This is a genomic window from Paenibacillus sp. PK4536 (assembly GCF_028594455.2).
Lineage (GTDB): Bacteria > Bacillota > Bacilli > Paenibacillales > Paenibacillaceae > Saccharibacillus > Saccharibacillus nuruki.
Window position 1 is genome coordinate 3,344,352 of record NZ_CP126313.1, and the last position, 16,039, is coordinate 3,360,390.

A 16,039-nucleotide genomic window follows, 5' to 3' on the forward strand; every position below is an offset into this window, starting at 1 on the left:
ATATAGTGTTGGTTCTTTCTTTATTTTTCTTTATCAGTCTGGCTTTTCAATTGCCGTAATGTCTGAATAACAGCCTCAGCAATTTGCTTTTCCTCTTCTGTCCATCCAAGTGTATGATCTATGTAATCCTTGTTCTCATTATCAACTCGTTGTACATCTTTTCTGCCTATTAAAAAATCAGCATCTACATTAAAGTAGTCAGCAATGGTTTTTAATTCATGGTCTTCTACAGGTCTTTTTCCGGATTCAATTCTGGATAATACGCTATTGTTTATATGAATTAATTTAGACAAGTCTAATTGACTAAGACCAGCTTCTTCTCTTAGTAATTTAATTCGTTCTCCGGTCTTCACAGTAATCACACTTCCTTTCTAATATAGCAAATAAATAATATCACTTTTCTAAAATAGAAAATTATTTATTGCTAAATTAGAAAAATAGATTTAAAATTTGTAATGTGAAAGACAAAAATTAGATATTTTTTTGCTGATACAGCAATAATGTGTATCTGGAATTATTAAATATTATAGAAGAGTATTCTCTAAATCTTCAAAGCGAAGGCAACAGAATTGTCCTGAAAGAGCAAAGCGCTCGCCTTTGTGATTGGATATCTTCCGCGATAAGCGGTTAATCCAGATATCCAATCACAACAGCGACGATAAGGATAATCCGTTGACGAAGCGGAGTATACCCATACTCGAACCCTTAGCACTCTTTTCTAAAAATACATATTAACCCAATCAAAGGAGCACTTAACCATGTGGATCAGAAGCCAAGACGGTACAACATTTATTGATGCAACTGTCCTCACTTTAGAACTTGAAACCGCCGATCATAAATTCGTAATCTCTGCGTATGCTGGTAACGGCTCTGTTGAATCTGCTTTTACTGTAGGCAAATATGATCAAGAGCACCAAGCTCAAGATGTACTACAGCGATTTGCAATTCATTTGCAGACAGGAATGACAGGTGCTTTTCAAGTATAATGTAGCTTGATACATAGATGGAATGCGATAGTGTATCAATATAAGAATTATACTTTTGCAGGAGGAATAGAATTATGTATGATGCAAGAACCACTATCGAACAAAATTTCAAAGGGAGCGAAGGAAGCTTTATTCATGATCTTCATGAGAAGAATATGTTCAATATAGCGGCATTTAAAGAATATGTAGATGCGATTACTCAACTTACAGAGCAGTCACAAGATTATCCTACGTTAGAGCGTTCTCTTATGGATCAGGTGTTTTTTACATACAGTTACATACTGAAAAGTGTGATTTGGCATCTGGATATGAACGATCAGTCGTCGATAGAAAATATGAGTGATGAACAACTTGCTGAAATGGTCGAACGATTGGAAACTGTTGTTAGAACATTTATTCAAGGGAATACCAAATAGGAGTCTGTAATAGTAGGCTCTTATTTTCTATGCTGAAGCGTAAGTGATTTCACTAACATATACTGCTTTTTAACAGTTCAAAATATTCTGCATCTCTACGATATTGTCCTATTCATTTAAATAATTTATAACAGCATTTGAGCGAAGCACACTAAGCATATGAATGTTCTTTTCTATAATACATACTCATCCAATCTTCCTTTCTTAGCTAGTTATCAACTATACTGTATATATTACCAATAAAAAGGAGTCATACAAAATGATACAAGACCCAACGTTTTGGAAATATGTCAAAGATGCAGAGCAGGAATTTAGTGGATGGGATTTCTCATGGGTTACAGATAGTGGAAGAATGAAAGTACAACCGTTATCATGGAATTTTGAACAGATGATCGTACCACATATCAGACAATCTCAATCAATGTTAGATATGGGAACAGGTGGCGGAGAATTTTTATCAAGCTTGCAACCGTTTCCACCATCTATCTATGCAACAGAAGCTTATGCTCCTAATGTACCGATTGCTAAGGAACGGTTAGAACCATTAGGTGTACAGGTTGTGCAAATTGATACCGATGATTATTTACCATTTGCCGATCAACAGTTTAATCTCATCACCAATCAGCATGAAGCGTATAGTCCAAGTGAAGTAAGACGTTTGTTACAAAAAGATGGATGGTTGATGACTCAGCAAGTAGGTGGACTGAATGACCAGCAGATTAACCAACATTTACATAAGCCTCTTAACCAAGAATTTATAGATTGGAATCTAGCAACAGCAGTCGCGCAACTTGAAAAGAATGACTTTGAAATAGTGTACCAAAAAGAAGAATTTCCAACTGAACGATTTTACGATATTGGAGCTTTGTTATATTATCTCAAAGCGATTCCATGGCAGATTCCGAACTTTCAGATCGAAGAACATATGGATGACCTATACGCCATTCATTTATTAATTCAAAAGCAAGGCTACTTTGAAGTGAAGCAACATCGCTTTGTGATCCATGCACAGGCTAAATAGCTTAGTGAACGCCAATTCGTTATAATGAAAGAGTATCGTCTTGATATGACTCAATAAGGTTAGAATGTGTTAAATAGTATACAAACCTTTGATAATAACGATTCATCCAACTGGAGGAATATCGATGACCACTATTCAAACGACAGGCTTAGCTAAAAGTAAAACGACGCAATGGCAGACGGTCTTACAAGAGCATTATGATAAATTTTTGAGTTATGGTCAGAAAGCAGTGAAAGATTTTGATGATGAAGATGTACATCAAGCACGTGTGAATTGCCGTAAGTTGATGACTTTGTTACGTATTTTGGATGCTTCGGATCAAGCAGGATTGATTCCTTTGTTGAAAAAATCACAAAAAGCACTTGGTAAAGTTAGAGATGCCGATGTGATGATCGATGCTTTCAAAGAACGTAAAGAAGATGCCAAAGCAGATGACCATAAAGATGAAGCTGATCTTCTCAAAGCAGTTATTAAAGCCCACAAACAAGAACGCAAAGAGTACCGCACCAAGCTTGCCAAAAAATTACCTAAGCTCCAAGGCAAAATACTTAAAAAGAAATGGAAAACATTGATCGAAGATCATCTGGAAACGTTAGCGGCGCAAGCAGATGTGAATCGGATCATGCGTGAACTTGAGATTGCTTATGAACAACAAAAGCGTACGTATCGCCAGACCGCTAAAACAGAAGGTATAGATTCTGTTGAAGCACTGCATGAATTGCATCAATTGCGGATCGCTGCTAAAGAAATTCGGTATACCGCGTCTGCTGCTGAATTTGCACTCAGTTCCAAGTTCCGGGATTCGGAAGAAGTGTACAAAAAGATCCAGACTCAATTAGGGCATATTAATGATAAGCGAGTATGGGTAGAAACATTGGAAGATTTCAATCCCAAAAAGCTAAAAGTCGATGAAGACACATGGAATACATTTATGAAGCAATTACAACAAGAATTGAATGAAGCCATACATGAACAACAAGCTCTTTAAAATATAGTGTGAAGCAGTAAAGGGACTCCCTTTGGAACCTATTACTTTTTTTAGAACAGTTTCGGTTATATAGATAAAGAAACGTTTTTTTATTAAAGGAGCGATAGATATGTCCAAGCGACCATTGAACTGGGTACTGGCAACAGGAGATAAGATTGATCTGAAGAAGATCGATCCTAAAAGCACTGGCGAGTACACATCCAAAGAAGATACGGAAAAAGAAACTAAAGAGCTGATGAAACGATTTGAGAAGTTACAAGACAAGTTATTCTCAAGCAAGAAAAAATCGCTTCTTTTTATTTTTCAAGGCATGGATTGCAGTGGGAAAGATGGCGTAATTAACAAAGTCTTTTCGATCTCTCATCCACAAGGTGTGCAGACGCATAGCTTTAAGACACCAACTCGTGAAGAGTTAGATCATGACTTTCTCTGGCGTGCTCACAAGTTAGTCTCTGGACTGGGTTATATTACAGCCTTTAACCGTTCTTACTATGAAGATGTATTGATTACACGTGTGCATAAATTAATTTCAGATAAAAAGGCACAGCAACGATTTAAACAAATACGACACTTTGAAGAAATGTTAGACGATAATGGCGTGAAAGTAGTCAAAATCTTTTTGCATATTTCTAAAGAGTTTCAGCTAGAGAAATTAATTGCACGTATCGAAAATCCGAAAAAGAACTGGAAATTCGATGAAAGTGATCTGTTAGAACGTAAATCTTGGGATGATTATCAAGCGTATTATGAAGATGTGTTTACTCATGCGGCAACCAAAGACCATCCGTGGCATATCGTTTCTGCTGATAATCGTTGGTATCGTGATCTAGCTGTTTTACAAATTGTAGTACGCACACTGGAAGATTTGGATTTGTCTTATCCTGATCCTAATCCGAAGTTACAAGATCACTTGCCTGATATGTATGCAGAACGTGAGAAATTATTGAAAGACAAAAAATAAGTACGATTGATCATAAATTCAATGAACTATTTCAGTGATCTATAGCCAAATTACGCATACAAACTGAATGCTGTGTTATATACTGTTGGATTTTACTAACAGCCATATAGCCAGCATTTTTTAATAGCTGATTACCTAGAATAACTCTATTTTATTAAGAAAAGAGGGGAATCGTATGGAACATTCAGATAAAGAGCGTCAGATTATTGTAACCGGTGGAGCGATTATTCGAGATCAGCATAACCGCATATTATGGCAAAAGCGTGCGGATTCTAACGATTGGGGTCTACCGGGTGGTGGTATGCATGCAGGCGAGACGGTTGAAGAAACCATGATACGTGAAGTGAAAGAAGAGACTAGCTTAGAAGTTATTTCTTCTACCTTGTATGCTGTGTATAGCGGAGAACGATTAAAGTATACCTACCCCGGTGGAGATGATGTGGTATTTGTAATGTTTATTTTCGATGTAGTGGCTGATCTGGAAGACAAGATCGCTTCAGATGGAAAAACGTTGTTATTTGAAGATGATGATCATGAGTCGGTGGCATTTGTATTTTATCCGATAGAAGAAATGAATATCGAGCAGATTAATCCTGCACAACGTCCATTATTTGAAGATTTGAGTCAGCAAGATCAGCAACAGGGAATACTTCGAAACTAATTGTAATATAATAACTACAGGTATAGATGATCAAAACGGAATAGCATAACATAAAAAAACTCTGTCCCCTCTAAACATACCTATAGCAACATAGGAATGAAGAGAGGAACAGAGCTTTTTACGTTTACATGTTAGCGACAGAGAGTATACGTATTACCATTTCAACGTAACAACCGATTTACCAGGAACGGTATAGTTGGTAGACTGACCATTCCATTGCACTTTAACTGTTTTGGTTGCTGTCTGAGAATTGTACAATACAACCACTTTTGTACCATCTGGATTTTTGAACGCTACATTTTGGATATCGTTAGATGAATTGGTATCAATACGTGTAGCTCCTGTAACGACAAATTTACTGAAATGTCCTAAAAGGTAATATTGTTTGTTATAGGTGACTTTATCTTCTGGATTACTGTTGCTGTTATCCGAGTTCTGGATCGTAATCATACCTTTGTTGGTATTGTAATCTCCGATTACACTAGGGCCATCTTTTTGATCTAGAGCAGCATTCCACAAGATAATCGATTTGGACCAGTTACGAGTAATCCCGATAAATTCATTGATCATATTATCGAATCCTTGAGTGGAGCCGTCCACTTTGTCATTCCAATCGCCAAATCCACCTTCTGTAAACCAGATATCTTTATCTGGATGCGCATTATGCATCGAAGTCATAGCTGTGTAGTCGCCGCCGTAATGATGGAAAGCACTACCAGCTACAGCACTGGATTTGCCACTATTTTTAAGCCCTACAATAACTGTATTCGGGTAAGACCAGTTATCATAGTTATGATCATAAGCGATTACTTTTGTGTTAAGACCTGCATTTTTAAGAGCTGGGCTTAAGTAGTCACCGATCATACCGATCTGATCTTGCTCATTCATATTCATGCCCGGATAACGTCCAGGTTCAAATAATGGTTCATTTTGCGGAGTGACTGCATAGATTGGAATCCCTTGTGCTTGATAACTTTGAATAAATTTCACAAAGTAATTAGCATAGGTAGGGTAGTATTGTGCTTGTAATTTACCTGTACCGTTTTTGTCATTGGTTGTATATTTCATCCAAGCTGGAGCGCTCCATGGAGAAGCGATAATTTTAAGGTTTGGATTTTTGGCAAGCGCTGCTTTGGTCATAGGTATAATATAAGGTTGATCCCTTGCAATCGAGAATTGGCTGAGAGAAGTATCTCCTGCTGTATCATCGTAAGTATACGTACTCCACGCAAAGTCACTAGCACCCATCGTCTGACGTAGCATACTCATGCCTATACCTGTATTGCCGAAAAGGCGTTCCATCACTTCAGCCCGTTTGCCACTACTAAGCTTGTAATTCATTAACCATGTAGATGAATCTGTTAAAGAAACACCGAATCCATCCATGGTTTGATATGTTTTGCCTTCATTTACATTGATCGTATAGTCTGCATTGCCTGTGGTAGTTGCGAAATTAATATTCGCTTTCTTTGTAAGACGTGCACCTGGGCTTAGTCCGACAGCAGGTTCTGAATTGGGATCAGCAGTCGTTAACCAGACTTCTACCGATTCATTGGCTGCATACGTCTGTGCAGGTACCGATAATAATGGTGTAATCATCAACGAGCTTAACAAAACAAGATTAAGGCTTTTTTTGAACATAGACATGAACATATACACCCTCTTCACATTTTTTTGTAAGCGTTTACTAACTTCGGGATTGATATTAGCAAAATAAACTTTTTTTTACAATTATTTTAGAGGGTGTAAGTGCCAAATCGTAGGAATACACAGATAAACCATAGAATCGCCTATACAAATACAAGATAAGAAGACGACAAAAAACCTCTTTTGCTTGAGAACGAATAAGAAATAAATCTTATATCGATCTAGCCGAAAGAGGTTTTGAGATCAAATAATATATACATAAAGTTGAGTATAGATGTTTATTTAGCTGTTAACGCATATTGAGCACGTTCTGTATTTAATTTAACATGGGTATCATCTATATGATCAATGCGAAGATCATGTAAAGCAATTTCATACGTATTTTGCGGAAGAGGAACATTATCGCCATCTGCATTCGATGTAGAACCTTCTCCGTGCAAAATCAAAGAGCTTTCTACATAATCGTCAATCGCATTATCTTCACTGCGAATATCGACTTCAGTGACTGTGAAATGAACTTCATCGGTATCATCTAATTCATGTTTTTCGATAATGATGGTACGTTTAAGATGATTATTCAACCAGTCTGATAGTGTTTGTACGTCTTTTTCGTGTTCCATGATTCATCATCCTTTTGTATTAGAAATAGTATTATAAAGCAAGTTAGGTCTTGTAATGCTTTATTTACCCTTTCTGATGCTTATGGAATCGGGTGATATGTAATTCGGGAAATGCACGAATAGGCAATCAAGTGGGACTTTTACCATATTTACAGGTGAAGCAGAATAAGAGATACTTTTTTTAGTCAGTATTTTGTAGAAAAGTAAATTATTTTACAGTCTATAAATATAGTTGCAAAATATGATTCAACAACCTGATAACAGAGTAAATTAGAGAAAGAGATCACGCTCTGGATAGATAGCTATCCGGGTAGGAGGTTAATCATGAACAATAAGCCGAGTCAGGCATTTAATCAAGATATATATACCATGGTAGAGAAACATATGATGTATTGGAATCCGATGAATCTGATCGAATGGTGCTTACCTGATGAATATTCGATTGAAATCGATCATATTGTCAAAATACTTCCTTATATGAAGTCCGCTGAAGAATTAGGCAACCAAGTCTATTGGATTATGCAAAAATATTTTGGAAGTCATTTCGCACGTTCAACCGAGGAATGTCACCATATTGCAGACAAAATATATAAAAATCTAGAATATATAAATAGCTTGAATACGTCTTTTGTCTCGTTTAATTTATATTTTAATTCATTTAAAGGGATACGTAGAGATTAGGCGGTAAAATGAGATTCTAATAGATGTAGTGTAGTTACTGATAAATATACTTTGAAGAGCCATTGAAGTGTAGGAATATGGACACGTGTGTTGTAGATTGTTATGATAAACCCAACCGAGCACAAGGGAGGGTAATATGAACAAGTCTAACGATACAGCGAACATAGAACAATCTACAACCTATATTACATCGATTGAAGAATTAAGAGCATTTACTGGAGTTCCTCATGAACATATTATCAAAAAGACGGTTGCGTCTATTGATCCACATATTGCTTACTACTTATCACTATCATCACTATTTTTCTTATCTACCTCTGATCAAGAAGGCAAATGCGATGTTTCTCCACGTGGAGATGAGCAAGGGTTTGTGAAAGTGTTGGATGATCAACGGCTTATTTTCCCGGAACGTCATGGTAATCGGCGTGCAGATTCGTTGTTAAATATACTAGGCAATCCTAAATTAGGTATGATTTTCCTGATTCCCGGTATGAATGAAGTGTTACGTGTTAATGGGCATGCCCGAATTACCAAAGACAGTGCATTGCTAGAGCAAATGAATTGGACAGGCAAAACGATGGGGCTTGGTATTATCGTGGAAGTGGAAGAATGTTTTATCCATTGTCCAAGAGCGCTCAAAACAGGAAACGCCTGGCAACCAGAAGAATGGGTAGATGCTACACAACATCCGTCTACCAAAGATATGTTTATTGCTCATTTGAAAATGAACGGTATTGTTTTGTAAATGATATAAGCATGGAAGCGAAGAATGGAGTGATTGCAGTCCATTCTTTTTTGTTGTATAAAAAGAAATGGGTTTACAGCTTTATTATTTTATGTTATTCTTGCCGAAATGAAAACTATGTCTTAATACCTATATTCTCGCGAAGCACGCGGATTATTCCTTTTCAGGGAGTAGTCCGCTTTTTTGTGATTACATATGAATTTAACAGAAATATATGCTAACTAAATAAGTACTTGGAAGAATCCTATTTATCCCATATAATGATGCAAGTGGTATACCATTTAGTCTTAAATACCTAGATTAGTTTACCAGCAGAAAAGATTACGATTGGAATAGAAATACAGCAACTACATATCACAATTTGAAAGATAGAGGAGTATTTTAAAATGAAAAAATTAATCAGTTCCGTATTCGCAGTAGCTACACTTTCGGTAATGTTAAGTCCTTTGATGCAGACCACCAATGCTACTACGTTCAAAGATGTTACTTCGTCTCACTGGGCAAAAACAGCAATCGATGAAGCTGTATCTAAAGGATATTTCAAAGGATATGCAGATGGTACATTCAAGCCGGGTGCCCAAGTCACACGTGCCGAGTTTGCCGTTTTGCTAGATCGTGTGTCTGTGAATGAGAAAGCCGAAGGTAAAGGCAGTTTTGCAGACCTTGCAGGCAATTGGAGTGAAAAAGAAGTGAATGAAGTGGTAGCTAAAGGATTTTTGACTCCTTCTGATTATCCCAATGGATTCAAGCCGACCACTCCCCTTACTCGCAAAGAAATGGCAAAATGGATGTCTTCTGGTCTAGCAACAGCTAGTACAGATTATAAGCAAGCCCTTACCGATACTGTAGATACAGTCGTACCGGTAGCCGAATATTTTAAAAAAACCATGAGTAAAAGCGAATACCCTTATGTATCCCTGATGATGGGAACAGGTCTAATGTCTGGTTATGCAGATGGAACTTTTGGCGGCGGACAAACCACTACACGCGCAGAAGCAGCTGTTATTTTGGTGCGGTTAGCCAATGTACAGAAACAATCAGCAGATTCATTTACAGGATTGAAGGAGTTAAGAGCTGTAGGTACGACAGGAACGAATATGAACGTATTAACTGATCTCAAAAATGGAAAAACTTCTTTTAAAGATGTTAAGAGTAAAAGTACGAAATTTCAAAATGGTTCTGGAAGCTTGGTTATGAATTACTTTATTATTGTAGATTCCCGTGACTGGAATAATATAAAAGGTATTTATCAAAATGTTTTTCTAACAAAAGAAGATAAAAGAGGCGATGAACAAAATTATTATCGAGTTTATGAAAATCAAGTTATTTATCCAACAATAAAAAACTTTAATTTTGATCATTATATGAATAGTGGTTTAGGTAGATTAGTAGTTAGTTCAGCTATCAGAAACAATCTTCCTAAAAAATTTGGTTATCATACTTTACCCACTGAGAATCCTCAAAGCGCATTTGAAAAATATATAAATAATGAAGTGGGAATGGACATTTGGGTGAAAAATTCTATTCCAGTTGAAAATCCATTTATCACATATAGTACTTCAGATGGTTCCATTTTTGGAATTACAAAATAATATGGAGCTGAGAACCATGAGTAAAAAAATAAAAATATTATGTACTTTATTTATATTATTTTCTCTAATGAATATATTTATTGGACCTAACAAAATGTATAGTGAAGCTATAAATATCGGTGATTATCCATCAGATATAAACATATCGCCAAGTAAATCAGCCAAAATTCAAACTTTAACTATTCCATTAACTGGAGATAATGACCCTAATCCAAAAGTCATATGGGTACAGAGTGATACAGAAATATGGAGTGCTTCAAGAAATGAAGGTGCTGATAATTACACTACAGGTACTCATGGTCGTGGAAGTGAAGCTTTCCCATTAGCAAAAGAAGTGAAATACAAAATTACTTTAGAAAAATATCCACCTAAAAGAATGCTTGATTCAAATTTTAAGCCATATGATCAAAAATATATCAGTGATCTAGTTTTTGAAAAGATAGAATTTGATAAAAGCCAATCTTACAATGGTATAGGTGAAAAAAGTCAGTATAGTTATAAAGGTATAAGTGCAGAATTTAATAAAGGAGATATATTTGCACTAATAAGAACTGAAACTGGTTATCCATATACACCACAAATAGCCTATAAATATGATACACGTCAAGATGGTGCTGATAAACGGTGGGTAGAATATTACACTCCACTACTAATCAACTACACCGGACATGTCATCGAAAAGAAAGAAATTCAAGTCAAATCGGATACAACATTGCAAATTGACGATACGGAACAACTAACTGCTGAAGTACGTACGAAAGCTTACAATGAACAAGAATTTACAGATAATTGGATTGATGTCACACATCGAGATCAGACGAAATGGGAATCGTCTGATCCTGCGATTGCTAGTGTGGATCCTGCTACAGGAGAAGTAACTGCCCATGCTACAGGAACAGCGCAGATTACAGCATATTGGTCAAAAGATCCGTGGAGTCTCAAAGATAGTGCTACTATCACTGTAGGTGCAGCCGAAGAGCCACCGACAACAGGTCCTTCAGCAATATGTACGATTCCTCAAGCAGGTCAGCAATTAACTGGCAATTACATGGATCCAATGGTATCCGCGATCATCAAAGCCGATCGACGAGGAAGCGAAATGTTCGATGTCGCTCAAGGGATTCCGACCTCGGAAAGTCTATATGGTAATGTATTTGCATTGAATTATCTTTCTCAACATACCTTTACAGAATATACAGGGGAATGTACATATCGAATATCGGTTAAACGAACGTACAAATTAAAATGGGATGATGGAGAGAAGAAAGATACCAAAACAGTTAATTATTCTTTTGATATTCAGCGACCGTATGCATTTTGGAAAATCGATCAATTGGGAGTATACGGAATTAAGCAAGCTACGCTGAATAACTATGCGTTTGCAGATAATAAGATTATAATTTCTCCTAACAACTATATACCGCCATCTTATTCTGTTTTAACTACAGGTACCTATTATGCTCCTAAGAATCCTGGTAATCAGAATGGAGGTACCAAAAACTTAACGAAAAGTGGAAGTAGCCGTCCTAGCATTCCAGATGAAAGCAGCGATATGAAAAGAAAAGCTGAAAATGCTGTAGATAATGTAGAAGTAGAAAATGATAATCTGAAGTTTAACAATGACATCATTATGGATAGTACACGAACGATCAAAAAAGGGCCAACCCCTAAAGCACTGTCTATGCCTACTATGATTAGCAAAGATACGCTTTATAGTGCTAACCATATGATTCCCAAAACCAAAACGAATCTAAAAAATGCACCAAGTACAGGTACGATCGAATATAATCTTTTACCGGGAAATATTGATGGCGGAGCTAACCAGACATTCCCGATTAATGGCATCAATACGGTTACTGTCCATACCCCTGTAGTCAATTATTCATTGGTGTCTGATGATCAGAAGCATAATCAGAAAACAGTACCTGATGCGTACAGTTCAGCGCTTATTTTGGATCGTCCTTTTTCAGTGCGTATTCCTACTGTTGGACAGCATGTTAATTATCCGGGTTATGGCAATCGAGACTATGCGAAGTATATACGTACAAAGCAGGTTCAATTTCCGTTTGACACTTATAATAAAGAACAGACTACATTTATTCCTAAAAACACATGGGTAGATGTACCCGTTAATCAATTGGATACAACATTCTTTTTGCCAGTCTGGGTAGATGAAGGTAAATACGATATTTTATTCCGTACGATTGCTGAAAATGCACCATCTTCGTTTACCGTACAGCACAACGCCAATGTAACATTAGATAACCATGTAGCTGTCGAAAGTGTACCAGTAGAAGTGATCGGTCGTGTCTATGATTTTCATATTACTGATATTGCAGATTACAACTGGCAGATCGTATTCCATCCGTGGCAAAATCTAGCTGTACCTGATGGAACATCGTATTGGGTGGGGGAAAATGGTATTGATGGAGCGCCTCGTGGAAATACAGCGCCTTATGTAATACCAGTACGTCAGGGAAGTCATCCCTTTTACAGAAATCTAGCAGTCAAAACGGGATATCACTTTAAATTTGATTTGAAAACAAAAGGGAATATGTTCGGTTCAAAAGATGGCATTCGAATTACACCTACATTTCGTTATGTACCACGGCAAGGTGGCACTCCTTTTCCAGTTGATGTGTATTATTCAACAGCGACAGAGAATTTGATTAAAATAGGATCGCCTCAAGATACAGTGCAACGGTATACCATTTTGAATGATCCAACACGTCATGTACCTGAAGAAGAATTGAAAAATACGGCTTTGTATATGTATGATCTTCTTTTACAAAAACAAGCACTGCCGTCTAAAACACCAAATAAAGTGGCTCATTCTCAACCGTCTACACCATTGACTTCATTTTGGAATACAGCATGGGAACGTGCATTATCGTCCATCTGGCAAGATCTTACCGGACTCTCATGGGAAACGGTAGCGACTCAAGATGAACAATCACCTTTGTCCGTCATATCGGTTACTCCGACTAATCCAGAAGAAGCGATTGCAATGTTCAGCAAAGCCAGTCATACGCGCAAAGTCAATATCGGTAACTTTACCCATCTATTATTGACTCAGCCATTACGTACATTAATCGGTCCACAACAACATTTACCTCAAGGAAATAATACAATGCGTTCTTTGGCTGCTATACAAAAGTGGTATGGAGAATATAGCTTGCCGTCAGATGTATATGTAGTCAAACAAGGGACATCTTTGCAAGACGTTAGCGGTTCTACAAATACCAATCGACAACAATCTGCTGAACAAAGTACAGATAGTACCAACAAAAATAATCCAGTAAATAACGGTGCCAAAGGATTAGATGAACATTCGTCTGTCTTTTTAACCGATGGATATATTGTGGTTAACTTTGATATTGAAACGATCCAACAAGGAGATACCGATCATCCTCATCTACAATATATCCATGCACCACTTATGAACCAATGGCAATTGGAAGGATTTCAAAAGCAATTTAATGATCCTTGGGGATATAATTTTCAACTCAACGATGGAGATGTACTTTTCTATCATACAAATAAAGGCAGTCGTAATGATTTTCAATCGTCAGTTACGCATTAAAATATAAATCTATAGCAAATGATAGATGATAAACCATCAACTAAATGCAGAAGTCTAAAGGAAAAATGAAGCACAACAATCAAAAGAGGGAAAATAAAAAAAATGACGAAAGATCGCAGATTTTATAATAAGTAATGTTCGTTAATTAGCGATAAATATACTTTTATTAAAAAATAATAAACATATAAAATCAATTTATACGAACTATTATTCAAATTAACACTTGACCGTTCGCTTATTTTTTTGTAAGATACCACTGTAGCCAATAGAGATGTATAGGCGCTACAGTGGTATTTTTACGCAATGTTCTTAATTAGTACTTAGTATGAATACATCTTACTCGTACAATTAAGAATAGAAGTTACAGCGCAAATGATTGGATGGTATTCAATGACTTGTTGATCCTACATTTTAATGATTTTGATATCTAATATATTCGTATATCCCCGAAAATAAGGTTTGGGGGTTTCTACAAGGGACCATAAATTCCTGACTACGAATAGTATGCTTTGGCATATCTATTCAACAGTCAGGATTTTTTTGTGCGTTGACCCCATATTACTCAACTCAGGAGGACATTATGAACCATTATGATTGTATTGTTGTAGGCGCAGGACCAGCAGGGATTTTTGCATGTTATGAATTGACTCGTCAAGCACCGGATTGGAAAGTATTGTTGATCGATAAAGGGCATGATATTCATCGTCGCAGTTGTCCGATTATGGAAGAGAAGATTCAATTATGTCCACCTCCCGCAGGTAAAAAAGATTATGCTGGCTGTCTACCCGCTTGTTCAGTAACCGCAGGTTTCGGTGGAGCAGGCGCATATAGCGATGGTAAATTCAATATTACTACTGAATTTGGAGGATGGTTAACCGATTATCTTTCCCCTTCGAAAGTAATGGAATTGATTCGTTATGTGGATGATATCAATCTAGAACATGGAGCTACTCGTAATATTACCGACCCTACAACAGATACTATTCGTGATATTGAGCAACGTGGATATGCTTCAGGTTTGAAATTGCTTCGTGCCGAAGTTCGTCATTTGGGAACCGAGCAGAACTTGGAAATTTTAAAATCTATTTATAGTTATTTAACTTCACGCATTGATATGGTATTCAAAGCAGAAGTAGAAGATATTATCACGACCAAAATCGAAGGTAAACACCGCATCACAGGTATCACTACCAAAAAAGGAGAGACCTATGAAGCACCGATGGTGATGATTGCTCCCGGACGTGATGGTTCTGCATGGTTAACCGACATTTTGAAAAAACGTCGTCTAAAAATGTACAATAATCAGGTGGATGTAGGTGTGAGAGTTGAAACGTCTGATGTGGTGATGCGTCAGATCAATGAACATTTATATGAAGGTAAATTTATTTTCAATACTTCGGTTGGGACAAGAGTAAGAACATTCTGTAGTAATCCTTCCGGTCATGTGGTCGTTGAGAATCATAGTGGTGTGATGGCGGCAAATGGTCATTCATTTAAAGATCCGGTACTTGGTTCTGCGAATACGAACTTTGCTCTACTGGTATCACACAAATTTACAGAGCCATTTGATAAGCCCAATGAATATGCTCGTGAAATCTGCCGTCGTGCTAATGATCTATCGAGCGGTGGAGTGATTGTACAGAAGTATGGTGATATTCTTCGTGGTCGTCGTTCGACTAGAGAACGGATTAATGAGGGATTCCTTGAACCTACACTTAAAGAAGCGGTTCCCGGCGATCTAGGATTGGTCTTACCTTATAACACAATGAAAAGCTTGATCGAAATGGTAGAAGCGTTAGAAGGTGTAACACCGGGTATTGCTTCTGAACATACATTATTCTACGGTGTAGAAGCTAAATTCTATTCTGCTCGTCCAAAGTTAGATGAACATTTAGAAACTGAAATTGATGGTCTATATTGTGGTGGTGATGGTGCAGGGGTAACCCGTGGACTAGCACAAGCAGGGGCGGCAGGAGTATGGATTGCTCGTAATATGGTTAGCAAAGCAGGAGCAACCACAAAAGTACATGCTACTGTAGTATAAATAAAATAAATGTGGCGGTATGATCATCTTATTCTATAGATATATAGATGCGGATAGATTCATGACAAGAGATCAGATCACTTTTGATAAGTGC

General features: G+C 37.0%; 14 protein-coding genes and 1 riboswitch. Of the genes, 11 read left to right on the forward strand and 3 right to left on the reverse strand.

Annotated elements, in window-relative coordinates:
- Positions 1–20: 20 nt before the first annotated feature.
- Positions 21–353 carry a helix-turn-helix domain-containing protein gene (locus tag PO903_RS15085; protein ID WP_273593810.1) on the reverse strand — a complete coding sequence of 111 codons (333 nt, stop codon included), beginning with the start codon at positions 351–353 and terminating at the stop codon, positions 21–23.
- Positions 354–758: 405 nt separating this feature from the next.
- Between PO903_RS15085 and PO903_RS15090 the strand changes: the two genes are divergently transcribed.
- The 6 genes from PO903_RS15090 to PO903_RS15115 all read left to right on the forward strand — a co-directional run bounded on the left by PO903_RS15090 (position 759) and on the right by PO903_RS15115 (position 5,033).
- Positions 759–986, forward strand: coding sequence for a hypothetical protein (locus tag PO903_RS15090; protein ID WP_273593811.1), 228 nt, complete (start codon positions 759–761; stop codon positions 984–986).
- Positions 987–1,060: 74 nt separating this feature from the next.
- A complete protein-coding gene (locus tag PO903_RS15095; protein ID WP_273593812.1) occupies positions 1,061–1,402 on the forward strand; it encodes a hypothetical protein in 342 nt (113 codons plus the stop codon).
- Between the two features lie 259 nt (positions 1,403–1,661).
- Positions 1,662–2,423, forward strand: coding sequence for a class I SAM-dependent methyltransferase (locus PO903_RS15100; protein WP_273593813.1), 762 nt, complete (start codon positions 1,662–1,664; stop codon positions 2,421–2,423).
- A gap of 124 nt (positions 2,424–2,547) precedes the next feature.
- Positions 2,548–3,411 carry a CHAD domain-containing protein gene (locus tag PO903_RS15105; RefSeq protein ID WP_137222892.1) on the forward strand — a complete coding sequence of 288 codons (864 nt, stop codon included), beginning with the start codon at positions 2,548–2,550 and terminating at the stop codon, positions 3,409–3,411.
- A gap of 109 nt (positions 3,412–3,520) precedes the next feature.
- Positions 3,521–4,372 carry a PPK2 family polyphosphate kinase gene (locus tag PO903_RS15110; protein ID WP_273593814.1) on the forward strand — a complete coding sequence of 284 codons (852 nt, stop codon included), beginning with the start codon at positions 3,521–3,523 and terminating at the stop codon, positions 4,370–4,372.
- Positions 4,373–4,547: 175 nt separating this feature from the next.
- The gene (locus PO903_RS15115; RefSeq protein ID WP_273593815.1) at positions 4,548–5,033 is read left to right on the forward strand and encodes an NUDIX domain-containing protein; all 486 of its coding nucleotides are present in this window, start codon (positions 4,548–4,550) and stop codon (positions 5,031–5,033) included.
- A gap of 153 nt (positions 5,034–5,186) precedes the next feature.
- Here PO903_RS15115 and PO903_RS15120 read toward each other — a convergent pair whose 3' ends face one another.
- Positions 5,187–6,680 carry a glycoside hydrolase family 30 protein gene (locus PO903_RS15120; protein WP_273593816.1) on the reverse strand — a complete coding sequence of 498 codons (1,494 nt, stop codon included), beginning with the start codon at positions 6,678–6,680 and terminating at the stop codon, positions 5,187–5,189.
- Between the two features lie 278 nt (positions 6,681–6,958).
- Positions 6,959–7,300 carry a protein YmzB gene (gene ymzB, locus PO903_RS15125; protein ID WP_273593817.1) on the reverse strand — a complete coding sequence of 114 codons (342 nt, stop codon included), beginning with the start codon at positions 7,298–7,300 and terminating at the stop codon, positions 6,959–6,961.
- Positions 7,301–7,624: 324 nt separating this feature from the next.
- On the opposite strand from ymzB, the gene PO903_RS15130 reads away from it, so the two are divergent.
- The 5 genes from PO903_RS15130 to PO903_RS15150 all read left to right on the forward strand — a co-directional run bounded on the left by PO903_RS15130 (position 7,625) and on the right by PO903_RS15150 (position 15,945).
- Positions 7,625–7,981, forward strand: coding sequence for a hypothetical protein (locus PO903_RS15130; RefSeq protein ID WP_273593818.1), 357 nt, complete (start codon positions 7,625–7,627; stop codon positions 7,979–7,981).
- Positions 7,982–8,117: 136 nt separating this feature from the next.
- Positions 8,118–8,726 carry an MSMEG_1061 family FMN-dependent PPOX-type flavoprotein gene (locus tag PO903_RS15135; RefSeq protein ID WP_273593819.1) on the forward strand — a complete coding sequence of 203 codons (609 nt, stop codon included), beginning with the start codon at positions 8,118–8,120 and terminating at the stop codon, positions 8,724–8,726.
- Positions 8,727–9,112: 386 nt separating this feature from the next.
- A complete protein-coding gene (locus PO903_RS15140; RefSeq protein WP_273593820.1) occupies positions 9,113–10,318 on the forward strand; it encodes an S-layer homology domain-containing protein in 1,206 nt (401 codons plus the stop codon).
- A 16-nt stretch (positions 10,319–10,334) separates the two neighbouring features.
- The gene (locus tag PO903_RS15145) at positions 10,335–13,901 is read left to right on the forward strand and encodes a DUF5704 domain-containing protein (protein ID WP_273593821.1); all 3,567 of its coding nucleotides are present in this window, start codon (positions 10,335–10,337) and stop codon (positions 13,899–13,901) included.
- 416 nt (positions 13,902–14,317) lie between these two features.
- A riboswitch (purine riboswitch) is annotated at positions 14,318–14,417 on the forward strand.
- A 64-nt stretch (positions 14,418–14,481) separates the two neighbouring features.
- On the forward strand, positions 14,482–15,945 hold the full coding sequence (locus PO903_RS15150; RefSeq protein ID WP_273593822.1) for an NAD(P)/FAD-dependent oxidoreductase: 1,464 nt from the start codon (positions 14,482–14,484) through the stop codon (positions 15,943–15,945).
- Positions 15,946–16,039 lie beyond the last annotated feature (94 nt).

Coding starts and splice junctions, on each gene's coding strand:
- PO903_RS15110 (WP_273593814.1), top strand. CDS start 3,521: ATGTCCAAGCGACCATTGAACTGGGTACTGGCAACAGGAGATAAGATT.
- PO903_RS15135 (WP_273593819.1), top strand. CDS start 8,118: ATGAACAAGTCTAACGATACAGCGAACATAGAACAATCTACAACCTAT.
- PO903_RS15120 (WP_273593816.1), bottom strand. CDS start 6,680: ATGTCTATGTTCAAAAAAAGCCTTAATCTTGTTTTGTTAAGCTCGTTG.
- PO903_RS15115 (WP_273593815.1), top strand. CDS start 4,548: ATGGAACATTCAGATAAAGAGCGTCAGATTATTGTAACCGGTGGAGCG.
- PO903_RS15140 (WP_273593820.1), top strand. CDS start 9,113: ATGAAAAAATTAATCAGTTCCGTATTCGCAGTAGCTACACTTTCGGTA.
- PO903_RS15095 (WP_273593812.1), top strand. CDS start 1,061: ATGTATGATGCAAGAACCACTATCGAACAAAATTTCAAAGGGAGCGAA.
- PO903_RS15105 (WP_137222892.1), top strand. CDS start 2,548: ATGACCACTATTCAAACGACAGGCTTAGCTAAAAGTAAAACGACGCAA.
- PO903_RS15150 (WP_273593822.1), top strand. CDS start 14,482: ATGAACCATTATGATTGTATTGTTGTAGGCGCAGGACCAGCAGGGATT.
- PO903_RS15090 (WP_273593811.1), top strand. CDS start 759: ATGTGGATCAGAAGCCAAGACGGTACAACATTTATTGATGCAACTGTC.
- PO903_RS15100 (WP_273593813.1), top strand. CDS start 1,662: ATGATACAAGACCCAACGTTTTGGAAATATGTCAAAGATGCAGAGCAG.
- PO903_RS15145 (WP_273593821.1), top strand. CDS start 10,335: ATGAGTAAAAAAATAAAAATATTATGTACTTTATTTATATTATTTTCT.
- ymzB (WP_273593817.1), bottom strand. CDS start 7,300: ATGGAACACGAAAAAGACGTACAAACACTATCAGACTGGTTGAATAAT.
- PO903_RS15130 (WP_273593818.1), top strand. CDS start 7,625: ATGAACAATAAGCCGAGTCAGGCATTTAATCAAGATATATATACCATG.